Genomic DNA, 23360 nt, shown 5'->3' with positions numbered 1-23360 from the left:
ATGTTTCGCAGAGCAGAATAACAATTCACTGATGGAGGGCGACGATGCCCGTCACTGCCGAAAGCCATGTCGCCGCGCAATTCGCCGCGCGCGGTTACCGCAACGTCCACGACCTGCTGCGCGACGCCAGCCGCGAACACCCCGAGCGCCCCGCCTTCTCCTGCGCCGGCAGCTGCCTGAGCTTCGCCGAGCTGGAGCGCCAGGCCGACGCCTTCGCCCGCTACCTGCGCCACTGCGCCGGCCTGCAACCCGGCGAGCGCCTGGCGCTGATGCTGCCCAACTCCCTGCAATACCCCATCGCCGCCTTCGGCGCGCTCAAAGCCGGGCTGGTGCTGGTCAACACCAACCCGCAGTACACCGCCGGCGAGCTGAGCCACCAGCTGCGCGACTCCGGCGCCGTGGCCATCCTGCTGCTCGATCGCCTGCTGCCGCTGCTGCGCAAGGTCCAGGGCGACAGCGCGGTGCGCCAGGTGCTGCTGACCTCGGTGGAAGACATGCAAGCGCCGCAGTACACCTGCGACGAGGCCGACGCCACGCGCTTCATGCAGGCCCTGCGCCTGGGCGCCGAAGCCCCGCCGCTGGACGCCGAGCCGGGCCTGGAACGCCTGGCGCTGCTGCAGTACACCGGCGGCACCACCGGCGTGTCCAAGGGCGCCATGCTCAGCCACTACAACCTGCTGGCCAACGTCATCCAGACCCTGGAGCTGTTCATGCGCCCGGGCCTGCTCGACCCGGCCAGCGACGTGCGCATCGCCCCGCTGCCGCTGTACCACATCATGGCCTTCTCCACGAACTGCCTCAGTTCCGTGGCCATGGGGCTGCACACCGTGGTGATCCGCGACGGGCGCAACCTCGACGAGATCATCGAGGCCATGCGCCGCTACCCCTTCACCCTGCTCAGCGGGCTGAACAGCCTGTTCGTCGGGCTGATGAACCACCCGGCCTTCGCCAGCCTGGACTTCAGCCACCTGAAATGGGTGACCAGCGGCGGCGCGCCGCTCAACCTGGAAGTCGGCCGGCGCTGGCAGGCGCTCACCGGCGCCCCGGTGCTGGAGGGCTTCGGCCTCACCGAGGCGTCGCCGGTGGTGTGCACCAACACCCGGCTGACGCCCTACCGCGAGGGCTTCGTCGGCCAGCCGCTGATCGACACCGAAGTGCGCATCGTCGACGAGGAGGGCAACCAGTGCCCGCTGGAAGTCCCCGGCGAGCTGTGCCTGCGCGGCCCGCAGGTGATGCGCGGCTACTGGGGCCGCCCGGAGGAAACCGCCCAGGTGCTGGACGCCGACGGCTGGCTGCGCACCGGCGACATCGCCCTGCAGGACGCCAACGGCCTGCTGAAGATCGTCGACCGCAAGAAGGACATGATTCTGGTGTCGGGCTTCAACGTCTTCCCCAACGAGGTGGAGGACGCGGTGATGCGCCACCCGGGCATCCGCGAGTGCATCGCCATCGGCGTGCCGGACGCGCGCAAGGGCGAGTCGGTGAAGCTGTTCGTCAGCCTGCGCGACCCGGCCCTGGACGCCGCCGCGATCATCGCCCACTGCCGCGAGCACCTCACCGGCTACAAGGTGCCGAGCTTCGTCGAGATTCTCGACGAACTGCCCAAGACCTCGGTGGGCAAGATGCTCCGCCGCCAGCTGCGCGACCTGGAAGAGCGACGGAACCCCACGCCGTGATCCCAGCGACTATGGTGAAGACAAGCCAGCCAGACGGGGACGCCACGTCCATGCCAGCCAGCAACCTTCCCGCGTTCCGCCGCATCGGCGTGATCGGCGCCGGCGCCATGGGCCGCGGCATCGCCCAGCTGTTCGCCAGCGCCGGGGTGCCGGTGCAGCTCTACGACAGCCGCGCCGAGAGCATCCAGCAGGCCCTGGACTTCAATCGCGAACTGCTCGAGCGCGCCGCCGCCAAGGGCAAGCTCGGCGCCGACGCCCTGGCCGCCACCCTGCAGCGCCTGCAAGCGGCGCACAGCCTCGACGAGCTGGCCGGCTGCGACCTGCTGATCGAGGCCATCGTCGAAGACCTCGGCGCCAAGCAGGCGCTGTTCGCCGAGCTGGAGGCGCGGGTGGCGGACGACGCGGTGCTGGCCAGCAACACCTCGTCGCTGTCGGTCACCCGCATCGCCGCGCGCTGCCGCCGCCCCGAGCGGGTGGCCGGCTTCCACTTCTTCAACCCGGCGCCCTTGATGCGCATCGTCGAAGTGGTGCGCGGCCAGCGCACCGACGAGGCGGTGATAACGCGCCTTTCGCGCCTGGCCGAACAAGCCGGGCATTTCCCGGCGGTGAGCCCGGACAGCCCCGGCTTCATCGTCAACCACGCCGGCCGCGCCTACAGCACCGAGGCCCTGCGCATCCTCGGCGAAGGCATCGCCAGCGCCGCGCAGATCGACCGCATCCTGCGCGACGGCGCCGGCTTCCGCATGGGGCCTTTCGAACTGTTCGACCTGACCGGGCTGGACGTTTCCCACGCGGTGATGGAGTCGCTGTACCAGCAGTTCTACCAGGACCCGCGCTACCTGCCCTCGCCGCTGGCGGCGCAGCGGGTGGCCGCCGGCCTGCTCGGGCGCAAGAGCGGCGAGGGCTTCTACCGCTACCGCGACGGCCAGCCGCTGCGTGAGCCGGAGCCGCAGCCCGAGCCGGTGCTGCTCGACCGGCCCTTCTGGCTGGACAGCCAGGACCCGGAGCTGCGCCACCATGTCGGCCAGTTGCTGATCCAGGCCGGGCTGGTGCTGGAGAGCGCCGAGGCGCCTTCGGCCCGCGCCATCTGCCTGGTCACCCCGCTGGGGGAAGACGCCAGCACCCGCATCGACGCCCTCGGCCTGCCGGCGGAGCGCAGCCTGGCCCTGGAAAGCTTCGGCGACCTCGACAAGCGCCGCGTGCTGATGCGCCAGCCGGCCCTCGACCCGCAGCTGGAGGCCCAGGCGCGCCAGGCCCTGGGCGCCGACGGCGTGCCGGTGGAAGTGATCAACGACTCCGCCGGCTTCGTCACCCAGCGGGTGATCGCCAGCATCGTCAACCTGGGCTGCGAGATCGCCCAGCGCGGCATCGCCACCCCGGTGACCCTCGACCGCGCGGTGCAACTGGCCCTGGGCTACCCCTTCGGCCCGCTGGCCTTCGGCGAGCACTACGGCGCGGCGCGCATCCTCACCATCCTCCAGGGCCTGCAGGCCTGCTACGGCGAACCGCGCTACCGCCCCAGCCCCTGGCTGCGCCGCCGCGTACAGCTGGACCTGCCGCTGCACGCCCCGGATGCGGCGGACTGAGAACAACTGTCCTACAGGCTGCGCCGAACCGCTCTTCGTAGGAGCGAGCTCGCTCGCGAACCGCATGGCACCACATTTGTTCGCGAGCAAGAACTAGGCGTCCCCCTCGCTCCTACGAGAAGCCGTGCCCGTCCGTAGGGTAGGAGCGCGCCCTGCCCGCGATTTCGCGCGCAGGGCGCGCTCCTACAGGGAAGCTACGCGGGTGGGGGTGGCGTAGGAGCGGACTCCGTCCGCGATAGGCCCAGCGCCGGCCCTGCCGGCGAAATCGCGGATAAATCCGCTCCTACGGGGTGAGGATGGAGCCCCCAGCCCCTCACCACCAATGCAACCGCTCCTGCAGGCACAGGAGAAACGCCATCGTAGGATGGGTTGAGCGAAGCGATACCCATCACCCCGGCCCGATGGGTTTCGCAAGCTCAACCCATCCTACGAAGATCGCCTAGGCGCAGGCATGCCTCACAACCACCGAAACCGCCCATCCGCAAGCTGCTCCAACGCCGCCTGCCGCTGCGCCGCGGGCAGCGCGCCGAGCCTTGCGGCCTGGGCATAGAACGCCGGCCAGTCGCCGTCGACCTGGCGGTATAGCGCGGCGAAGGCCGGCACCCACTGGTCGTAGAGCGCGAAGGGCAGCAGCGTGGCGTTGTTCAGCGGCCCGTCGATCCAGCCGTCGAACAGGCCCTTGCCACCCCAGCGCTGCGCTACCAACCGCCGGTATTCGCTACGCAGTCGCTCGAACTCGGCGGCCTTGCGCGCCCGCATGGCCTCCGGCGGCAGGCCGCTGGCGTAGAGCGCCTGCAACCGCGCCCGCGTCGCCAGCACCAGGGCCGCCAGCTCCTCGCGCTGCCGCGGCCCCGCCTCCGTCGGCAGCGGCTGCCCGCGCGAGGCCAGCCACTGGCGCAGCCCCTCCCGCTGCACGAAGACCGCCAGGGATTCGTTGAAGGCGCTGTCGCTGGGCAGGTACAGGCGCTGGTGGGCCAGCTCGTGGAAGATCAGCTCGGCCTGGTGCGCCTCGTCGCCGAGCATGGTGCTGAGGATCGGCGCATCCTCGCGCCCGGGAATGGTGAAGGCCGCGGCCGCGCCTATGCAGGTGTCCAGGCCCTGGCGCTGCAGCTCGGCCGCCGCGCGCCGGGCGGCATGCGGATCGTAGAAGCCGAGGTAGCTGACGCAGCCGGCGCGGGGAAAGCAGCGGTCGCGCGGCCGCAGGGAGAATTCGTCGGTGGCGAACAGGTTCCACACCGCGTAGTCCCGGCCCAGGTCGGCGTAACGGCGGTAGCTGGCGTTGTCCGGCAGGTCCAGGTGGCGGCTGGCGAAGTCGCGGGCGGCCACGGCGGCGGCGAGCAGGCGCCGGGTGCGCGCGTCGGTGCCGGGGTCGGCCAGCACCTCGGCCACCGGCAGGGCGTTGGCCAGCACTTCCCGCTGGCCCTCGTGCAACTGCTCCTGGTAGCTCCCGGCGGCGCAGGCCACCAGCAACGGCAGGCCCAGGCAGGCCAAGGCGCGATGGACGAAGCCCATGGCGCACCTCCATGCCCGTTGACCCGGGGCAGGGGGGCCATGGCGGCCCGCGCGAAGTCAAAAAATCGACTCTTTACGGGTGAGGCTAGCGCAGGCTGACGAATTCGCCGGTTTTCAGTCGCTCCAGCGCCGCCTGGCGCTCTTCCGCGGGCAGCGCGCCGAGCTTCTCGACCCGCGCATAGAACGCCGGCCAGTTGCCGCCGACCTGGCGCAGCAGGGTGGCGAAGGCCGGCACCCACTGGTCGTAGAGGCCGAATGGCAGCAGCTTGGCGTTGTTCAGCGGGCCGTTCACCCAGGCGTCGTAGGGGCACTTGCCGGCCCATTCGCGCTGGCACAGCGCGCGATAGTCGCGGCGCAGGCGCTCGAACTCGGCGGCCTTGGCGGCGCGCTTGTCGGCTTCGGGCAGGTCGCGGGCGTAGAGTTCCTTCAGGCGCTCGCGGGTGTCCAGCACCAGGCGGGTGAAGCCTTCGCGCTGGCGCACGCGGCTGGCCTGCTCCGGCGGCAGGCCGCGGAAGGCGCGCCAGCGGCGGCCGCCCTCCTGCTCGACGAAGCTGGCGTAGGACTCGTTGAAGGCGGTGTCACCGGGCAGGTAGAAGCGCTGGTGGGCCAGCTCGTGGAACAGCGTCTCGGCCAGGCGCTGGTCGTCCCAGCGCAGCATGCTGCTGATGATCGGGTCGTCGAACCAGCCGAGGGTGGAGTAGGCCTCCACGCCGCCGACGTAGACGTCCCAGCCCTGCGCCTTCAGGCGCTGCGCCTCGGCCTTGGCGCCGGCCTCGGCGTAGTAGCCGCGGTAGGCCACGCAGCCGGCGATGGGGAAGCAGTGGGTGAGCGGCTGCAGCGACAGCTCCGGCGTGGCGAACACGTTCCACACCACGTAGGGCCGGTGGATATCGCTGTACAGCCGGTAGCTGCGGTTGTCCGGCAGGGCCAGCTCGGCGCTGGCGAAGGCGCGGGCCTCCTGGGACAGCGCCAGGCGCTGGCGCAGCCTGGCGTCGCGGGCGGGGTCGGCGACCACCTCGGCCACCGGCTCGCGGGCCGCCAGCAACTGCAACTGGCCGTTGCCCAACTGGCTGTAATAGCCGGCGGTGGAACAACCGCCCAGCAGGAAGAATGCCAGGCAGGGAACCCAGCGGGGCAATCGGCGGTCGAGAAACGCAATACACAGGCGGGCGGGCATGCGCGGCACATTAGCACAGGCCCCTAACCGCCGCTGCCGACACAACAAGACCACCCTGGAGTGTACCCATGCGCCCGCTGCTGCTCGCCACCGGCCTGCTCGTCCTGAGCGGTTGCTCGCTGATCCTGCCGCAACCCGACCCCAACCGTGCCTGGATCGACCTCGACACCAACGGCCAGAGCGACCTCTCGGCCCTGCAGGTGGACGACCAGCCCTGGCACAGCACCCGCTACTTCGAAGTCGACCCCGGCCAGCACGAGCTGCGCGTGCGCTACCAGTTCCAGGTCGAGCCGCAGAACATCGGCTCCGAGGCCGCGGTTTCCGAGGCGATGTGGCGCGACTGCCAGCTGACCCTCAAGTACAAGGACTTCGGCGCCGGCCAGCGCTACCGCCTGGAGACCGGCAGCATCGGCTTCTATCCCTGGGCGCGGCTGTACGACCAGCAGGCCAATGAAATCGCCCGCGGCCGCACCGGGCGCTGCGAGAAGGTCTGAGCGAACGCGCCGCGGCGCCGCCCAGGGCGTATGCTGGGCGGATTCCCCGCTTCGAGCGACACCGCCATGGGCAAACTCCCGCTGCTGTTCCTGCCGGCCCTGCTGAGCGCCTGCGCCGGCCCGCTGCCGGCCCACGACCCGCAACTGGCCTGGGTCGACCTCTACACCCAGCCGGCCAACACCCTGCTCGCCGAGCGCCTGGACAAGCAGGTGCTGCGCGACGGCCGCTTCTTCCAGGTGCCGCCGGGCAAGCACGAGCTGGAAGTGCGCTACCAGTACGAGATTCCCGGGGGTGGCGGCGGCGGCCTGGCGATGAGCGACAACACCACGCAGATCACCTGCCGCGTATGGCTGACCTACGACAACTTCGCCCCCGGCCAGCGCTACCGCCTGGAAGTGCGCCCGCAACTGCGCAAGGCCCTGGCCCTGCTCACCGACGCCAACGGCCAGTTGGTGGCCAAGACCGATTTCCAGGGGCGGATGGACTGCGGGCTGTTCTGAGCCGGGCGGCTCAGTCGTCGTTCTTCTGGTAGATGATCTTGCGCGTGCCGCCCTCGCAGCTGCCGACCACCATGCTCGGGTCCTTCACCTCGGCGTTGGTGACTATCTCCAGGGTGTAGGCGGTCACCCCGGCGGACTGGATCTTGGTCTCGATCTCCGCCTTGAGTTCCTCGCACGGCTTGGTCTTCGCCTGGGCGGCGCCCGCGCAGGCCAGGGCCAGCATCAGCACGGCGAACTTGCTCACGGTCATGGCATTCCCTCGTCAGCCCCACCACGGGGCGCCCTATCCTAACGAGAGACAGCGCGGCGGCGACAGAGTGCCCAACGACGAAGGGGCGCCAATGGCGCCCCTTCGCGGTCCCGCGGCGGCTTCAGTGCCGCGAATAGACGATCTCCTTGCTGCCGCCCTCGCAGGTGCCGACCACCTGACGAGCGCCACCCGCGCCCTTGTCGACGACCTCCAGGGTGTAGCCCGAGACGCCCTTGGCCTGGAGTTTCGCGTCGATCTCGGCCTTGAGCTCCTCGCACGGCTTGCCGGCGGCCAGGACGCTGCCCGCCATGGCCAGCAGGCCGGCGGCCAACAACACTTTCTTCATGACTGGTGCTCCTTGCGTTGAGAAGGGCCCGCTGGGCCCGTGAAAACGGCCGCCCCGCGGCGGCCCCCGAAAGCCCCCGGCGCCCCGGCCCGCGGGCGCGCGGCGGCGAATGCCGGTCAGCTGTCGGCGATCTTGAAGCCGACCTTCAGCGTCACCTGGTAATGCCCCACCGCACCGTTCTCGATATGCCCGCGGGTGTCCACCACCTCGAACCATTCCAGGTTCTTCAACGACTTCGAGGCCTCGGCCAGGGCGTTGTTGATGGCGTCCTCGATGCTGGTGCGCGAAGACCCGACCAGCTCGATCTTCTTGTAGGTGTGATGGTTCGACATCGGCTTCTCCTTGAGCGCGCCCGGCGGCGCACAGTGCTGAATGTCCTCGTAGGACACTAGCCGAGCCCTGGAAGTGCAGCAAATTGCCGCCAGGGGCCAATTGCCGGCCGGGGCCCGGGATCTATAGAATGCGAAGCATTCTTATTTGCGCATACCTGGGATGACGCCCGTGTCCGGCACCTACTCCAGCAAGCTGGAATGTTTCTTCAGCGATCACCACCGCTGGCTGCTGCTGCACGTGCAGCGCTACCTGGGCAACCGCGCCGACAGCGAGGACACCGCGGCCGAGACCTTCTGCCAGCTGCTCGCCGCCCGCGTCGACCCGCAGGGCATCCAGCAACCGCGCGCCTACCTGTCGACCATCGCCCGCCGCCTGGTCTACGACCGCCACCGCCGCCGGCGCCTGGAGCAGGCCTACCTCGACTACCTGGCCGGCCAGCCCGAGGCCCTGGAGCCATCGCCGGAAGAACGCGCCCTGCTGCTGGAGGCGCTGAGCCTGGTCGACCGCAGCCTCAGCGGGCTGCCCCAGGAGGTCAAGCAGGCCTTCCTCTACAGCCAGCTCGACGGCTTGGGCTACGCCGAGATCGGCCACCGCCTGGGGGTGTCGGAACGCACCGTGGGCCGCTACATGAAGCAGGCCCTGCGGCAGATCTACCTCAATGAGCTGGTGCCATGAGCGGCATGCGCCTGGATGCGGCCGGCGAGCAGGCCATCGACTGGATGGTGCGGCTGCGCGCCGGCCACGCCGACGCCGAACTGCAACGCCAGCTGGACGCCTGGCTGGCCAGCGACCCGGCCCACGCCGAGGCCTGGGCGCGCCTGCAACGCGGCCTTGGCAGCCCCTACGACAGACTGCGCCGGCTGCCCGGCGCCAGCGAGCTGCTGCTGCGCCAGCACGGCGGCCGCCGCGACCTGCTGCGCGGCCTGGCCGGCCTCGGCCTGCTCGGCGCGGGCCTCTGGCTGGGCGCACGCAGCACGCCCGGGCGCGCCCTGCTGGCCGACCTGCGCACCGGCACCGGCGAGCGCCGCGACTTCGTCCTGGCCGACGGCAGCCACCTCTACCTCAACGCCGAGAGCGCCGTGGACATCGCCTTCGACGCCAGCCAGCGGCTGATCCTGCTGCGCCGTGGCGAACTGGTCGTGCAGGTCGCCGCGGACGCCGCGCGGCCCTTCGTGGTCCGCACCGCCCAGGGCGAGGCGCGGGCGCTGGGCACGCGCTTCCTGGTGCGCCAGGAAGCCGCCGACACCCGCGTGGTGGTGCTGGAGCATTCGGTGCGCGTCAGCCTGCCGGGCAGGCAGGACTGGCGCGACCTGCGCGAAGGCGAGGGCGCCTTGCTGCAGGCGGATGGCATCCAGCCGCTGCGCGGCCAGGCACGCCGCGCCGACTGGCTCAACGGCCAGTTGAGCGTCGCCGACGAACCGCTGGAGGCGGTGATCGACGCACTGCGTCCGTACCTGCGCGGCTACATCCGCGTCGAGCCGCGCGCCCGGCAGCTGCGGGTGCAGGGCGTGTTCCCGCTGGACCAGCCGGCCCGCGCCCTCGCCGCGCTGGGCGAGACCCTGCCGCTGCGCATCGAGCGCTATGGCCCCTGGCTGACCCTGGTCGGCCTTCGCGAGTGAAGGACGAAAAAATTTGCCGCATGGCTGTCCGGTTTTTTCGCGCCATCGCACCTAACTCCTGAAACAAGACACATTCTCAGGAGAATCCCGTGCCCACACCCTGGCCCCGCGCCTTCGCCACCACCCTCGTCCTGGCCGTCGCCAGTGCGCAGTCGTTCGCCGCCAACGGCCAGCGCCTGCACTTCGAACTGCCCGCCGCCAGCCTGGCCGAGACGCTCAACGCCATCGCCCGGCAGAGCGGCCAGGTGATTTCCCTGGACCCGGCCCTGGTCCGCGACAAGCGCGCTCCGGCCATCCACGGCGAGCTGAGCGCCGAGCAGGCGCTGGAGCGTGCCCTGCGCGGCAGCGGCCTGCAATTGAAGGTCACCGCCAGCGGCGCCTACAGCGTGGAACCCGCGCCCACCGACAGCGCGCTGGAAATGGGCAGCACCACCGTGACCGGCCAGGGCCTGGGCGCCACCACCGAGCACAGCGGCTCCTACACCACCGGCGACATGCAGACCGCCACCCGCCTGCCGCTGTCGATACGCGAGACGCCCCAGGCCGTCACCGTGATGACGCGCCAGCGCATGGACGACCAGGCGATGACCAGCATCACCGACGTGGTGCAGTACACCCCCGGCCTGTTCCTCAGCCATGCCGACGGCCCCGGCCGCCCTTCGTTCAGCGCACGCGGCTTCGACATCGACAACGTGATGTACGACGGCCTGCCCAGCGCCTACCAGGGCTGGACCATCGGGGTGCAACCGAACCTGGCGATGTTCGACCGCGTCGAGGTGATCCGTGGCGCGACCGGCCTGGTCACCGGCAGCGGCAACCCCTCGGCGGCGATCAACATGGTGCGCAAGCGGCCCACCAGCGCCCCGCAGGTCAGCCTGACCGGCGCCGCCGGCCGTTGGGACGACTACCGCGGCGAACTCGACGCCTCCGGGCCGCTCAATGACAGCGGCACCCTGCGCGGCCGCGTGGTCGGCTCCTACCGCGACGCCGACAGCTTCCGCGACGAGGAAGAACAGGACCACGGGCTGTTCTACACGGTCGGCGAGGCGGACCTGGGCGAGGACACCACCCTGACCCTGGGCTTCTCGCGCCAGGAGGACAAGACCAACCTGTTCTGGGGCGGCCTGCCGCTGGGCGTCGACGGCCATCACCTGGACCTGCCGCGTTCCACCTATCCGGGCAGCGACTGGGAGAACAAGGAGCAGAAGACCAACACCCTGTTCGGCAACCTCGAGCACCGCCTGGACCATGGCTGGACGCTGCGCCTGGCCGCCATGGCGGCGTCGCAGGACGGGCTGTTCTCCGGCACCTACCTGCGCCGCGACACGGCCCTGGACCTCTACCACCAGGCCTACCAGGGCCGCTACGACGAAGACCAGAACGCCTTCGACCTGTACGCCAGCGGGCCGGTGCGGCTGTTCGACCGCGAGCACGAGATCGTCGCCGGCGTCAGCCGCCGCGAAACCGACCGCACCACGCAGAACTACAGCGGCGGCGGCATAATCCCCATCGGCGCGGCGAAACCCGACTTCATCCGTTCCTACAAGGCGCATGACGTCACCACCCAGGAAGGCAGCTACCTCACCGGCCGCTTCAGCCTGGCCGACCCGCTCAAGCTGATCCTCGGCGGCCGCCTGGACTGGTACGAGTACGACGACCGCAAGAGCGACGCCGACTACAAGGTGGTGCGCAACGTCACCCGCTACGCCGGCCTGGTCTACGACCTGGACGAACACCATTCGCTCTACGCCAGCTACACCGACATCTTCCAGCCGCAGACGCAGAAGGACACCGGCGGCGCGCTGCTCGCGCCCATCGAGGGCAAGAACTACGAGATCGGCGTGAAAGGCGAGTACTTCGACGGCGCACTCAACGCCAGCGCCGCGGTCTTCCAGATCGACCAGAAGAACCGCGCCAGCCTGCTGGACGACCAGAGCGCCTGCCCGACCTTCCCGTCCGAGTCCTGCTACGAGGCGGCCGGGCTGGTGCGCAGCCAGGGCCTGGACCTGGAACTGCAGGGCGCGCTGAGCGAGTACTGGCAGGTGGGCGCCGGCTTCACCTACACCCGTGCGCGCTACAAGCACGACGCCGACCCGGCCAACGAAGGCCAGCGCTTCAGCACCGATACCCCCGAGCGGCTGTTCAAGCTCACCAGCCTCTATCACCTGCAGGGCCCGCTGGAGAAATGGCGCGTCGGCGGCAGCCTCTACTGGCAGAGCCGCATCTACAACGACGTGGACCTCGCCGACGGCAGCCGCTACCGGGTGGAGCAGGGCAGCTATGCCATCGCGGGCCTGGTGGCCGGCTACCGCGCCAACGAGCACCTGGACCTGCAGTTGAACGTCGACAACCTGTTCGACCGCACCTACTACTCGGCCATCGGCTACGACATCTACTGGGGCTCCACCGACACCTACGGCACTCCGCGCAGCTACATGCTCACCGCCAAGTACGACTTCTGAGCCCTCAGCGCGCCGCGCCGGCCAACTCGCCCCGCAACCAGCGGGCCAGGCGTTCGGCGCGGGCGTCGCCGCGCCGGGCCGGCACCCACAGCGCCAGGCGCGCGGCGGTTTCGGCGAAGCCCCAGGGCGCGGCCAGGCGGCCGGCGGCGAGGTCGTCGGCCACCAGCGCCTGGGGAGCGATGGCCACGCCCAGGCCGGCCACCGCCGCTTCCAGCAGGTAGTACAGGTGCTCGAAGCCCTGGCCCAGGTGCAGCGCGCCGGCGTCCAGGCCCTGGGCGAGCGCCCATTGCGGCCAGGCCTGGGGCCGCGAGGTGGTGTGCAGCAGCGCCTCGCCCAGCAGCGCCCGGGGTTCGGCCCGCTGCAGTTCGGCGAAGCGCGGGTGGCGCGGGCTGAGCACCGGGCCGATGCGCTCGGCGGCCAGTTCGAACACCTGCATGTCGGCCGGCCACGGCGGCTCGGCGAACAGCAGGGTGGCGTCGACGCCGCCGCGGCGCGGGTCCAGTTCGCCCTCGCTGGCCGAGAGTTGCAGGCGCAGTTCCGGCAGCTCGCGGTTCAGGCGGTCCAGGCGCGGGATGAACCAGCGGGCCAGCAGGCTTCCCGGGCAACCGAGCACGAAGGGCGCCTCGCCGCCAGCCTGGCGCAGCTCGGCGCAGACACGGCGCAGGCGCTCGAAGGCGTCGCCGCTGGCCTCGCCCAGGCGGCGCCCGGCATCGGTGAGTTTTACGCCGCGCCCGTCCTTGGCCAGCAAGGCCACGCCGAGGTCTTCCTCCAGTTGCCGCAGCTGCCGGCTCACCGCGCCGTGGGTGACGTGCAGCTCGGCCGCCGCCTGGCTCACGCCGCCGAGGCGGGCGACGGCATCGAAGGCGCGCAGGGCGTTGAGTGGGGGAAGGTCGCGGCTCATGGCGTTCAACCTGTGAGTTTTCCTGACATGTCCGGGCGATCTTATCGCTTTTCCCGCCCGGCCGGCAGTCGTATCCTCGGCACATTCCGTAGGAGCAACGACCTTGCGCCGAGGTGCTCTTCGTAGGATGGGTTGAGCTTGCGAAACCCATGCGGTTGCGCTGATGGGTATCGCTTCGCTCAACGCCATCCTACGAAAAGCCGTGCTTCCCTGGAGGTGTTTCGCACCCAGGGGCGCTCCTGCCTACCGACACCAGAGGAGCCTTCCCATGTCCACATTGCGCACCGGTCCCGACGCCAAGGGCCTGTTCGGCAGCTTCGGCGGCCAGTACGTCGCCGAGACGCTGATGCCGCTGATCCACGACCTGGCCCGCGAGTACGACAAGGCCAAGGAGGATCCGGAGTTCCACAAGGAACTGGCCTACTTCCAGCGCGACTACGTCGGCCGCCCGAGCCCGCTGTACTTCGCCGAGCGCCTGACCGAGCACTGCGGCGGCGCGAAGATCTACCTCAAGCGCGAAGAGCTGAACCACACCGGCGCGCACAAGATCAACAACTGCATCGGCCAGATCCTCCTGGCCAGGCGCATGGGCAAGCAGCGCATCATCGCCGAGACCGGCGCCGGCATGCACGGCGTGGCCACCGCCACCGTGGCGGCGCGCTTCGGCATGAAGTGCGTGGTCTACATGGGCACCACCGACATCGACCGCCAGCAGGCCAACGTCTTCCGCATGCGCCTGCTGGGCGCCGAGGTGATCCCGGTCACCGCCGGCACCGGCACCCTCAAGGACGCCATGAACGAAGCCCTGCGCGACTGGGTGACCAACGTCCACGACACCTTCTACCTGATCGGCACCGTGGCCGGCCCGCACCCCTACCCGGCGATGGTCCGCGACTTCCAGGCGGTGATCGGCAAGGAGACCCGCGAGCAGCTGGCCGAGAAGGAAGGGCGCCTGCCCGACTCCCTGGTCGCCTGCATCGGCGGCGGCTCCAACGCCATGGGCCTGTTCCACCCGTTCCTGGATGACGCCGGGGTGGAGATCATCGGCGTGGAAGCCGCCGGCCACGGCATCGAGACCGGCAAGCACGCGGCCAGCCTGAACGGCGGCGTGCCCGGCGTGCTGCACGGCAACCGCACCTTCCTGCTGCAGGACGAGGACGGCCAGATCATCGACGCCCACTCCATTTCCGCCGGCCTGGACTACCCCGGCATCGGCCCGGAACACGCGTGGCTGCACGACATCGGCCGCGTCGAGTACACCTCGATCACCGACCACGAGGCGCTGCAGGCCTTCCACACCTGCTGCCGCCTGGAAGGCATCATCCCGGCGCTGGAGTCCTCCCACGCCCTGGCCGAAGTGTTCAAGCGCGCGCCGAACCTGCCCAAGGACCACATCATGGTGGTGAACCTGTCCGGTCGTGGCGACAAGGACATGCAGACCGTCATGCACCACATGCAACAGGAGCAGCAAGCATGAGCCGCCTGCAGACCCGCTTCGCCGAACTGAAACAGCAGAACCGCGCCGCCCTGGTGACCTTCATCACCGCCGGCGACCCGGGCTACTCCACCTCGCTGGACATCCTCAAGGGCCTGCCCGAGGCCGGCGCCGACGTGATCGAGCTGGGTATGCCGTTCACCGACCCGATGGCCGACGGCCCGGCGATCCAGCTGGCCAACATCCGTGCCCTGGGCAACGGCCAGAACCTGGCCAGGACGCTGAAGATGGTCCGCGAATTCCGCGCCGGCAACGACAGCACCCCGCTGGTGCTGATGGGCTACTTCAACCCCATCCACTACTACGGCGTCGAGCGCTTCATCGCCGATGCCAAGGAAGCCGGCGTCGATGGCCTGATCATCGTCGACCTGCCGCCGGAGCATAACGAGGACCTGTGCCAGCCGGCCCAGGCCGCCGGGCTGGACTTCATCCGCCTGACCACCCCGACCACCGACGACAAGCGCCTGCCCACGGTGCTCGCGGGCAGCTCGGGCTTCGTCTACTACGTCTCGGTGGCCGGCGTGACCGGCGCAGGAGCCGCGACCCTGGAGCACGTCGAGCAGGCCGTGGCGCGCCTGCGCCGCCACACCGACCTGCCGGTGGCCATCGGCTTCGGCATCCGCACCCCGGAACACGCCGCCAGCGTCGCGCGCCTGGCCGACGGCGTGGTGGTGGGCTCGGCGCTGGTGGACAAGATCGCCAACGCGGGAAGCTCCGCCGACGCCGTGCAGGGCGTGCTGGGCCTGTGCCGCGAACTGGCCGAGGGCGTGCGCAAGGCGCGCTGAGGGCCCGGCAGCATGAGCGGGGCAATATCCAGCGATGGGTATCGCTTCGCTCAACGCCATCCTACGGGGGGCGGTGGGCAGGCTGCATAATGGGTCGGGTGTTTTTCCGCAGCGGCCCCAGTCCATGAACCTGCACAGCCTCCACCACGTTGCCCTGATCTGCTCCGATTACCCTCGCTCCAAGCGTTTCTACACCGAGGTGTTGGGGCTGCGGGTGGTCGCCGAGACCTACCGCGCCGAACGCGATTCCTGGAAGCTCGACCTGGCCCTGGGCGAGGTGCAGCTGGAGCTGTTCTCCTTCCCCGCCGCGCCGCCGCGGCCGTCCTATCCCGAGGCCCTGGGACTGCGTCACCTGGCCTTTGCCGTGGAGGACCTGGAAGCGGCGGTGGCCGAGCTGGAGGGGCAGGGGGTGCGCTGCGAGCCGATTCGTTGCGATGGGTTGACCGGTAAGCGCTTTACCTTCTTTGCCGATCCGGATGGGTTGCCGTTGGAGTTGTACGAGCGTTGATGGATTGGCCGCCGGCCTGTTGGGCGGAATCGCGGATGAATCCGCTCCTACCGTAAGGGCGGCCGGCTTACTCGCGAATGGTGCTTGCCTGGGACTTTGGGGTTGGGCTTTGGAGCGCCCTCTCCCTAACCCTCGGCTGCGCGCCCCGCCCTGAAGGGAGAGGGGACCGTTCGGAGTGCGCTGACGTTTCGGCGTTAGCCGGCTCATACCGAGTATCCGGCTGACACCAGATCCCTTCTCGGCACGGACTAGCCCCCTCTCCCTTCGGAGCGGGGCGCGCAGCCAGGGCTGGGGAGAGGGGCTCTTAGACCTACCAGCCAGCAGCCGAGAATCGCCTCCATACGGACAGGCACGGCTTCTCGTAGGATGGCGTTGAGCGAAGCGATACCCATCGCCATGGCGGAAAGTCGCGGACGGGTCGCCATGGAGCGAGGGGCGATCAAGGTCAGGCGGCGTATAACCGCGAACGGTTATACGCCCTACGTCTCTGGGTTATTCCCCTTCGGACCAGCGCAAGCGCTGTTCGCGATGGAGCCGCGTCCCGCGTTCGCGGGAATGACGGGTCGAGAGTCGTGTTTTCCAACGTCATTCCCGCGAACGCGGGAACCCAATAGACAGTTCAGGCCGGCATCGCCGCATCTCCCAGGGCGTTGCGCAGGCTGGCCAGGTCGCGCAGCGGCGGGGCGCCGAACAGGCGGCTGTATTCGCGGCTGAACTGCGAGGGGCTCTCGTAGCCCACGCGGTGGCCGGCCACCGCCACTTCCAGGCCCTCGGAGAGCATCAGCCGGCGCGCCTCCTGCAGGCGCAGCTGCTTCTGGTACTGCAGCGGGCTGAGCGCGGTGACTTCCTTGAAGCGGTGGTGCAGGGTCGAAGCGCTGAGGTTGACCTCGCGGGCCAGGTCGTCGATGCGCAGGGCCTTGTCGAAGTTGCGGTTGAGCCATTCGATGGCGCGGGTCACCCGGTGTGTCTGGCTGTCGGTCATCGCCAGGTCGTGCAGCAGGTGGCCCTGGGGCCCGCGCAGCAGGCGGTAGAGAATCTCGCGGATGTACAGCGGCGCCAGCATGGCAATGTCGCGCGGGCTGTCGAGCAAGCGCATCAGCCGCAGCAGGGCGTCGAGCACCGAGGTGTCCAGGCGCTGCAGGTAGATGCCGCGGCTGGCCGGGCGCGGGGTGCTGCCGGCCAGGCCGGCGTCGGCGATCAGCCGCGTCAGTTCGCCCGGGTCGATGTCCAGGCGCAGCGACAGGTAGGGCTTGTCCGGCGAGGCGTCGACCACCTGGCCGCACACCGGCAGGGTCACCGAGACCACCAGCAGGTTGAGTTCGTCGTAGCGGTAGATTTCCGGGCCGACGCGGATTTCCTTGCTGCCCTGGGCGATGACGCACAGCGCCGGGCGGTACAGGGTGGGCATGCGGCCTTCGCTGGGCTGCTCCAGGCGCGCCAGCGACAGCGATTCGACGGCGGTGTCGTGGACGCCGGAGACGCCATTGCAGTGGCGCTCGATGATGTCGGCCAGTTCCTGGCGGCTGGCGGCGACGGGGTCGTGGGGCTGCGACATACGGGGGCCTCCGAGAGTGGCGGCGTCCAGCTTACGCCCGGGCACACGCGGGAAGTGTGACAGGACGACGGACGCTGGAGGATCGGGCAAGCAATCGGCAGGATCGTACAAGCCAGCCGCCGCGGGAAGCCCCCATCATGCCAGCCAGGCCAGGGAATCCGCCGCTTCGGGCAAGGCGGCGAGGATGACGCAGGATCAGGCAAGAAGCCGACAGCATCCGTCTACCGCCCGCAGACGCCCGTCTCCTACTCTGGCACAACCGGGCCGAGCCCCCATTCCAGCGCCCGGGACAGGAGGAAATCGCTCATGGCCATTCGACAACCATTCGAACACCACCTGCTGATCCGCTCACGCCCCGGCCACGAGGCCGAGCTGGCGCAGCTGCTCGACCGCCTGATCAGCGCCGCGCACCAGTTGCCCGGCTGCCAGTCCTACGAGGTGCTGCTGCCGGCCACCAGCAGCGACTTCTGGCGCCTGCGCGGCCGTTGGGCCGATGCGCAAAGCCTGCAGGCCTACCTGGAACTGCCGCTGCAACAGCTGCTGGGGGAAATCCTCCAGCACCACGCCCTCAGCCTGCACACCCACCTGGACGCGCCGCGCGAGGAATCCCGCGCGGCGTGAGCCCCCTCAGTACTCCATGCGCCAGCCCAGGGTGAAGGTACGCCCGCGGCCCTGGTAGTCGTACAGGTAGGCCGGCCCGTAGGTCGGCGAGTAGAACAGCGTCGCCCGCTGCCCCCACACGGTGCTGTACTCGCGGTCCAGCAGGTTCTGGATGCCCGCGCTGAAGGTGCCGAAGCCCGTCTTGCGCTCCCCCATCAGGTCGAAGGTGGTGTAGCCGTCGATCTCGTGGTCGGCGTCGTCCTTCAGGCTCATGGCGTGGTTGGCCTGCAGGCGCGCACTGTTCAGCTCATCGTTCCAGCCGACGAAGGCGGTGGCCTTGGACAGCGAGGCGTAGCGCGCGTCGCGCTTGATCCAGTCGCCGTCGGCGTCCTCTTCCTCGGAACGCACCAGGTGCAGGGTGGTGCCGCCCTGCCAGCCGTTCTGGAAGTAGCGCGTCAGCGCGCCCTCGAAGCCGAAATCGCGGCTCTTCTGGTCGACCACGTCGATGGTCAGGGTGGCCTGGTCGGTGGTGATCACCTTGTCGGACCAGATGTAGTACACCGCCGTCTGCGCCTGCCAGTCCATGTCCGCGTAGCGCCAGCCCAGCTCGACCTGGCGGCTCTTGATGCCGGCCAGCGGGTTGTCGTCCACCGAGAGCCCGGGCTTGCCGTAGTACTTGGCCGGGTCGGGCAGGTCGAAGCCTTCGCTGTAGTTGCCCCACAGCTGGTGGCCGTTGTGGAAGTCGTAGATGGCGCCGAGGTTGAACAGGTTGACCTGGTAGTCGTTGTTACCGCCGGGCACGCCCTTGAAGTCGTCGACCTCGACGTCCATCTTCTGGTGCCGCGCGCCGCCGGAGAGGGTCAGGGCGTCGGTCAGCTTGTAGTCCAGCTGGCCATAGAACGACAGGCCGTCGACCACGTAGCTGGGGTAGCGCGGCGCGCTGCTGGCGGTGCTCAGGTCGAGGCCGCCGCTTTCCGAGGAGATCAGCTGGTCGAAGGTCTTCTGCTCGGCGTTGAAGCGCTCGTGGTCCAGGTCCACGCCGTAGGTGAGCTTCAGCTTGTCCCACTGCTTGCTGAACAGGCCCTTGAGGCCGCTGACCTCGAAGTTCTGCTGCGAGGCGGCGAAGTACACGCCGGTGCTGCCGGCCGGCTTGCCGGCGTTGTAGTAGGGGAAGGGGTAGAAGTTGTCGTCTTCCTTGCGGTAGTAGGCCTGCAGGTAGAAGTCCTGGTCCAGCAGGTTGGCGTGGTGGTAGTTGGCGTTGAGCAGCAGGCGGCGCGTCTGCGGCTCCAGGTCGGTGTCCATGCCGCTGCGGATCTGCGCGTCGTCCAGGTCCGAGGGGGCCTTGTAGTTCAGGTGCGGAAAGTAGATGCCGGTGCTGCCGTCGTTGCCCGAGTCGTAGTACTGGGCCAGCAGGTCCAGGCTCTGCTCGTCGGTGAACTGCGCGGTGAGGTTGCCCATGACATCGACGGTGCGGTTGTACTGCAGGTCGGTCTGGGTGTTGTCGATGAAGATCTGGTTGCCGGCGCCGTCGTAGAAGGCTTCGTTCTTCTCCGCGGAAACGCCCAGGCGCCCGCTCAGGCGGTCGCTGCCGCCGCTGACCGACTGGGCCAGGCGGGTGGAGAGGTCGTCGCTGTTGTTGAAGCCGCTGCTGGCGCCCAGCTGGCTTTCGAAGCGGGCAGCACCGGGCGCGCCCTTCTTGGTGATGATGTTGATGATGCCGCCGGTGGCGCCGCCGCCGTAGATGGCGCTGGCGCCGGAGAGCACTTCGATGCGCTCGACGTTGAACGGCGAGATGCTGTCGAACTGCCGCGACAGGCCGCGGGAGCTGTTCTGGCTGACGCCGTCGATCATCACCAGCACGTTGCGCCCGCGCATGTTCTGACCGTAGTTGGTGCGGCCTTCCGGGGCCAGGTCGAGGCCGGGGACCAGCTTGCCCACGGCTTCCTTGAGGCTGACGCCGGTGTCCAGCTGTTCGCGCAGCTGCGCCTGGTCCACCACCCAGACGGTGCCGGGGATAGAGCTGATGTCGGTGGGCGTGCGCGCGGCCACGCTGATCTGCGTCGGCGCCATGCTCAGCGGCTCGCCGCCGGCGGCCTTCTCGCGCTGCAACACCACGGTGCGCTCGTCGCTGAAGCTCCAGCGCATGCCGCTGCCGGAAAGCAGCTTGTCCAGCGCCTCCTCGCGGCTGTAGCGGCCGTCCAGGCCGGGGCTCTTCAGGCCCTGGACGTCCTCGGAGTTGAACAGCAGGTGCAGCCCGGCCTGGTCGGCGAACTGCGTCAGGGCGCTGTCCAGGCTGCGCGGCGCGATGTGCAGCTCGACGTCCTCGGCAGCCAGGGCCAGGGGGCTGGCGCCGCCGAGCAGGGCGGCCAGGGCCAGGGCGCGGTACAGCGGGGAGAGGCGGTGATGCATGCGGGGGTTTCCGTTCTTGTGGGCAGGGCGCGTTTGTTGGGAATTCTTCGCGTTCATGCCTACGACGAAACGGGGTGGGCGATCTTGCAGTGGGGGAGGGAAAAATTTTTCGTGGGGTCTGGTTTTGTATTTTGTAGGAGCGAGCTTGCTCGCGAACGGAGTTTCCAGGCGGCCTGGGTGCTTCGGTTTGACTCCGCTCCCTCTCCCCAGCCCTCTCCCTGAAGGGAGAGGGGGCTTGTCCGTGCCGAGAGGAGGAATGGTTTCAGCCGGAAACCGACGGCGCTGCCGGCTGACTCAGGAATATCCAAACGCTCCGAACGGTCCCCTCTCCCTTCAGGGAGAGGGTTAGGGAGAGGGCGCTCTCCAGCCCCTACGAAGAAACCGGCCTAACCACCACCAACCAAGGCAACCGCGTCACCCGCACCGGCTGCAACCGCTGCAACGTCTGCAACAACGCATCGGGATCATCCAGGTCGAACACCCCACTCACCTTGTGCCGCCGCAAGCTGGCATCGGTCAGCAGGATGCGCCCCGGCAGGTAGCGCTCCAGTTCCGCCAGCACCTCGCCCAGCGGGCGCTGGTTGAAGATCAGCTTGCCGCGCTGCCAGGCGCTGGCGCTGTCCAGGTCCAGCGGCTGCACCGGGCCGGGGGCGGCTTCTCCGCGATAGGCCAGGCGCTCGCCGGCGGCCAGGCGTACCGCCGGTTTGCCGCCGGCCTCCACCCGCACCACGCCCTCGCTGACCGCCACCTGCACTTCCGGGCCGCGGCTGTCGACGTCGAAGCGGGTGCCCACGGCGGTGACTTCGCCGTCGCCGGCGCGCACCACGAAGGGCCGCTGCGCGTCCTTGGCCACTTCGAACAGCGCCTCGCCGCCATACAGATGCAGGCTCCGGCGGCTGGCGGAGAAGTCCACCGACAGCGCGCTGGCGCTGTTCAGCCAGACGCGGCTGCCATCGGCCAGCTCGATCATCCGCCGCTCGCCGGTGCGGGTGGCGTAGTCGGCGTACAGGCCCGCCACTGGCGTGGGCAGCGCCAGCGCCACGGCCAGCGCGGCGACGCAGGCGGCCGCTGCCACAGCGACGAGGCGGCGCGGGCGCAGCAGGCGGTGGCGGCGCGCCGTGCGGGTGGCCGGCAGGGCGCCCCACAGCGCCTCGGCGCTGCGTGCGGCGCTTTCGTGCTCGGGGCTCTGCGCGCGCCATTGGGCGAACGCGCTGCGGCGGCCGGCCTCGACGCGGCCGGAATGCAGTTCCACCAGCCAGTCGATGGCCTGGTTCTCCAGGTCCCGGCGGCTCATGGCTGCGCCTCCCGCTGTTGCAGGTGGTCGCGGCAATGGCGCATGGCCTGGACGATGTACTTGCCCACCATGCTTTCGGAAACGCCGAGGCGGCGGGCGATCTGCGCGTGGGTCAGGCCGTCCAGGCGGTTCATCAGCAGCGCCTGGCGGGCCTTGGGCGGCAGCTGGTCGAGGGCGGCGTCGAGCTGTTCCAGGGCCTCGCGGGCCAGCAGGTTGCGCTCCAGGCCGGCGCCGGGGTCGCTGACCTCGTTGGCCGCCGTCTCCTCCACGTGCAGCTCGGCCAGCCGGCCCTCGCGACGCAGGTTGTCGATGGCCAGGTTGCCGGCCACGCGGAACAGGTAGGCGCGCGGGTCCTGCACTTCGGCTTCCGGGGCCTGGTCGGCCAGGCGCAGCCAGGTGTCCTGGGCGACGTCGGCGGCGCGCTGGTTGTCGCCCAGGCGGCGGGCGAGGAAGCGCAGCAGGTCCGCATAGTGCGCCTGGAAGCTCTGCAGGAGGTGGGAGGAGGCGAAACGCCGCATGATGACCGCGATACCCTGGAATGCCGGCCCGCCGTGGGCGGGCCGCCGGTAAAGCGGGCAAGCATACACCGAATCGAGAATCATTATCGAACTCAACCGAACAGCGACAGGTCCAGCGGCCGCACCGCGCCCATCCAGATGGCGTGGTCGCGATGGTCGCGCAGGTCGTCGCCGGTGTCCGGGTGGATGAACACCACCAGGCCATCGCGGTGCAGCGCCAGCCAGGGCACCACGGCGGCGAAGGCGTCGTTGCCGAAGGCCAGCTGGCAGCTCCAGTCCGGGTGCGGGCCGACCGGGCGCTGGTGCATGCGGCCCATCTTCACGCCGAACAGGCGCACCGCCTCCTCGCACAGCTGGCGGGCCTGCTCCAGGCTGTCGGCATCGTAGTAGACGTGGGCGTGGTAGCCGTGGATCTCGTTCATGGGTCCTGTTCCAGTTCGGCGCGCAGCCAGTCGACGAAGGGCTGCAGCAGGCGGGCGCGGCGCTTGCGCTCGGGCAGCACGGCGTAATAGCCGTAGCGCGAGGCGGCGCTCTCGCGGATGGGCCGGCACAGTAACCCCTGCTCCAGCAGTTCGTCGACCAGGTGGCGCCAGCCGATGGCCACGCCCTGGCCGGCGATGGCCGCCTGCACCAGCAGCGTGTAGTTGTCGAAGCGTAGCCCGGAAGCCTCCGGCGGGCGCGGCAGCTCCAGGGCGCGGAACAGCCCCGGCCAGTCGAACCAGCGGCTGTGGGCCTCGGGCTTCAGGTGCAGCAGCGGCAAGCGCTGCAGCTCCTCCAGCGGCAGCGGCGCCTGGCGCTCGCCCAGCAGGCGCGGGCTGCACACCGGGAAGACTTCCTCGCCGAACAGCAGCAGCGGCTCGCCATGCTTGAAGCGCCCGTCGCCGAAGGCGATGGCCACGTCCACGTCGCTGCGCAGGCTGCTGGGGCTGCGCTCGCTGCTCAGCAGGCTGACGTCCAGTTCCGGGTGCAATTGGCGGAAGCGCGGCAGGCGCGGCATCAGCCAGTAGGCGGCGAAGGCGAAGTCGGTGGCCACCTGCAGCACCTCCTGGGTGCGCCGGGCGCTGACCGCCTCGACGCCGGCCTCCAGCTCCGCCAGCCCGGCCTGCACGTGGCGCAGCAGCAACTGGCCGCTTTCCGTCAGAACGATCCCGCGGTGAACCCGGTCGAACAGACGTGCGCCGAGCAGCTTCTCCAGGCGCTTGATCTGCTGGCTCACCGCCGGCTGGCTGCTGCCCAGTTCGGCGGCCGCCGCGGTGAAGCCCTGCTCGCGGGCCGCGCACTCGAACACGCGGAGCAGTTCCAGGGGCAGGCTCATGGGTTCGCCACCCATAAGCTGACA

At 69.7% G+C, this 23360-nt stretch carries 23 protein-coding genes; 11 read left to right on the top strand and 12 right to left on the bottom strand.

Annotated features, from left to right (window positions below; translation table 11 throughout):
- The first annotated feature begins 44 nt into the window (after positions 1-44).
- Complete coding sequence (locus BM060_RS15295) at positions 45-1676, top strand: AMP-binding protein (RefSeq protein WP_074980809.1); 1632 nt, start codon at positions 45-47, stop codon at positions 1674-1676.
- Between the two features lie 50 nt (positions 1677-1726).
- Positions 1727-3262, top strand: a complete 1536-nt coding sequence (locus BM060_RS15290) for a 3-hydroxyacyl-CoA dehydrogenase (RefSeq protein WP_074980808.1) — start codon at positions 1727-1729, stop codon at positions 3260-3262.
- Positions 3263-3718: 456 nt separating this feature from the next.
- Here BM060_RS15290 and BM060_RS15285 read toward each other — a convergent pair whose 3' ends face one another.
- The gene (locus BM060_RS15285) at positions 3719-4774 is read right to left on the bottom strand and encodes an aminopeptidase (protein ID WP_074980807.1); all 1056 of its coding nucleotides are present in this window, start codon (positions 4772-4774) and stop codon (positions 3719-3721) included.
- Positions 4775-4859: 85 nt separating this feature from the next.
- On the bottom strand, positions 4860-5951 hold the full coding sequence (locus BM060_RS15280; protein ID WP_009614525.1) for an aminopeptidase: 1092 nt from the start codon (positions 5949-5951) through the stop codon (positions 4860-4862).
- 68 nt (positions 5952-6019) lie between these two features.
- Here BM060_RS15280 and BM060_RS15275 point away from each other — a divergent pair, with 68 nt between their 5' ends.
- Positions 6020-6445, top strand: coding sequence for a PA0061/PA0062 family lipoprotein (locus BM060_RS15275; RefSeq protein ID WP_043270085.1), 426 nt, complete (start codon positions 6020-6022; stop codon positions 6443-6445).
- 66 nt (positions 6446-6511) lie between these two features.
- Positions 6512-6946 carry a PA0061/PA0062 family lipoprotein gene (locus tag BM060_RS15270; protein WP_009614521.1) on the top strand — a complete coding sequence of 145 codons (435 nt, stop codon included), beginning with the start codon at positions 6512-6514 and terminating at the stop codon, positions 6944-6946.
- A 10-nt stretch (positions 6947-6956) separates the two neighbouring features.
- On the opposite strand, the gene BM060_RS15265 is transcribed toward BM060_RS15270, so the two are convergent.
- The 3 genes from BM060_RS15265 to BM060_RS15255 all read right to left on the bottom strand — a co-directional run bounded on the left by BM060_RS15265 (position 6957) and on the right by BM060_RS15255 (position 7874).
- On the bottom strand, positions 6957-7169 hold the full coding sequence (locus BM060_RS15265; protein WP_099049091.1) for a DUF1161 domain-containing protein: 213 nt from the start codon (positions 7167-7169) through the stop codon (positions 6957-6959).
- A 148-nt stretch (positions 7170-7317) separates the two neighbouring features.
- Positions 7318-7542 carry a DUF1161 domain-containing protein gene (locus BM060_RS15260; RefSeq protein WP_074980806.1) on the bottom strand — a complete coding sequence of 75 codons (225 nt, stop codon included), beginning with the start codon at positions 7540-7542 and terminating at the stop codon, positions 7318-7320.
- Positions 7543-7658: 116 nt separating this feature from the next.
- Positions 7659-7874 (bottom strand): dodecin, encoded by a 216-nt coding sequence (locus tag BM060_RS15255; protein ID WP_009614515.1) that lies wholly within the window; start codon positions 7872-7874, stop codon positions 7659-7661.
- 160 nt (positions 7875-8034) lie between these two features.
- On the opposite strand from BM060_RS15255, the gene BM060_RS15250 reads away from it, so the two are divergent.
- The 3 genes from BM060_RS15250 to BM060_RS15240 all read left to right on the top strand — a co-directional run bounded on the left by BM060_RS15250 (position 8035) and on the right by BM060_RS15240 (position 11956).
- A complete protein-coding gene (locus tag BM060_RS15250) occupies positions 8035-8550 on the top strand; it encodes a sigma-70 family RNA polymerase sigma factor (protein WP_174672436.1) in 516 nt (171 codons plus the stop codon).
- Positions 8547-9494 (top strand): FecR family protein, encoded by a 948-nt coding sequence (locus tag BM060_RS15245; RefSeq protein ID WP_074980805.1) that lies wholly within the window; start codon positions 8547-8549, stop codon positions 9492-9494. The genes BM060_RS15250 and BM060_RS15245 overlap by 4 nt, the downstream gene beginning before the upstream one ends.
- 89 nt (positions 9495-9583) lie before the next feature.
- Entirely contained in the window at positions 9584-11956 is a 2373-nt protein-coding gene (locus tag BM060_RS15240; protein WP_116426168.1) for a TonB-dependent siderophore receptor, read from the top strand.
- Between the two features lie 4 nt (positions 11957-11960).
- Here BM060_RS15240 and BM060_RS15235 read toward each other — a convergent pair whose 3' ends face one another.
- A complete protein-coding gene (locus BM060_RS15235; protein ID WP_074980804.1) occupies positions 11961-12857 on the bottom strand; it encodes a LysR family transcriptional regulator in 897 nt (298 codons plus the stop codon).
- Positions 12858-13125: 268 nt separating this feature from the next.
- On the opposite strand from BM060_RS15235, the gene trpB reads away from it, so the two are divergent.
- The 3 genes from trpB to gloA2 all read left to right on the top strand — a co-directional run bounded on the left by trpB (position 13126) and on the right by gloA2 (position 15645).
- Positions 13126-14334 (top strand): tryptophan synthase subunit beta, encoded by a 1209-nt coding sequence (gene trpB, locus BM060_RS15230; RefSeq protein ID WP_074980803.1) that lies wholly within the window; start codon positions 13126-13128, stop codon positions 14332-14334.
- On the top strand, positions 14331-15137 hold the full coding sequence (gene trpA, locus BM060_RS15225) for a tryptophan synthase subunit alpha (RefSeq protein WP_043270093.1): 807 nt from the start codon (positions 14331-14333) through the stop codon (positions 15135-15137). The genes trpB and trpA overlap by 4 nt, the downstream gene beginning before the upstream one ends.
- 124 nt (positions 15138-15261) lie before the next feature.
- On the top strand, positions 15262-15645 hold the full coding sequence (gene gloA2 / locus BM060_RS15220) for an SMU1112c/YaeR family gloxylase I-like metalloprotein (protein ID WP_074980823.1): 384 nt from the start codon (positions 15262-15264) through the stop codon (positions 15643-15645).
- A 619-nt stretch (positions 15646-16264) separates the two neighbouring features.
- On the opposite strand, the gene BM060_RS15215 is transcribed toward gloA2, so the two are convergent.
- Positions 16265-17200, bottom strand: a complete 936-nt coding sequence (locus BM060_RS15215) for an AraC family transcriptional regulator (RefSeq protein WP_064987650.1) — start codon at positions 17198-17200, stop codon at positions 16265-16267.
- A gap of 306 nt (positions 17201-17506) precedes the next feature.
- On the opposite strand from BM060_RS15215, the gene BM060_RS15210 reads away from it, so the two are divergent.
- A complete protein-coding gene (locus BM060_RS15210) occupies positions 17507-17821 on the top strand; it encodes an antibiotic biosynthesis monooxygenase family protein (RefSeq protein ID WP_074980802.1) in 315 nt (104 codons plus the stop codon).
- A gap of 6 nt (positions 17822-17827) precedes the next feature.
- On the opposite strand, the gene BM060_RS15205 is transcribed toward BM060_RS15210, so the two are convergent.
- The 5 genes from BM060_RS15205 to BM060_RS15185 all read right to left on the bottom strand — a co-directional run bounded on the left by BM060_RS15205 (position 17828) and on the right by BM060_RS15185 (position 23336).
- Positions 17828-20209: a TonB-dependent receptor gene (locus BM060_RS15205; RefSeq protein ID WP_074980801.1), complete on the bottom strand. Its 2382-nt coding sequence runs from the start codon at positions 20207-20209 to the stop codon at positions 17828-17830.
- 370 nt (positions 20210-20579) lie between these two features.
- Entirely contained in the window at positions 20580-21503 is a 924-nt protein-coding gene (locus BM060_RS15200) for a FecR family protein (RefSeq protein ID WP_074980800.1), read from the bottom strand.
- Positions 21500-22021 (bottom strand): sigma-70 family RNA polymerase sigma factor, encoded by a 522-nt coding sequence (locus BM060_RS15195; RefSeq protein WP_024128852.1) that lies wholly within the window; start codon positions 22019-22021, stop codon positions 21500-21502. The genes BM060_RS15200 and BM060_RS15195 overlap by 4 nt, the downstream gene beginning before the upstream one ends.
- A 92-nt stretch (positions 22022-22113) precedes the next feature.
- Positions 22114-22443 (bottom strand): DOPA 4,5-dioxygenase family protein, encoded by a 330-nt coding sequence (locus BM060_RS15190; RefSeq protein ID WP_043313885.1) that lies wholly within the window; start codon positions 22441-22443, stop codon positions 22114-22116.
- A complete protein-coding gene (locus BM060_RS15185; protein ID WP_074980822.1) occupies positions 22440-23336 on the bottom strand; it encodes a choline sulfate utilization transcriptional regulator in 897 nt (298 codons plus the stop codon). Before BM060_RS15185 ends, BM060_RS15190 begins: the two co-directional genes overlap by 4 nt.
- Positions 23337-23360: the final 24 nt, after the last annotated feature.

It is taken from the genome of Pseudomonas citronellolis (assembly GCF_900112375.1).
Taxonomy (GTDB): domain Bacteria; phylum Pseudomonadota; class Gammaproteobacteria; order Pseudomonadales; family Pseudomonadaceae; genus Pseudomonas; species Pseudomonas citronellolis.
The sequence above is the reverse complement of the archived record's forward strand: the minus strand, read 5'-3'. Positions and strand labels throughout refer to the sequence as shown.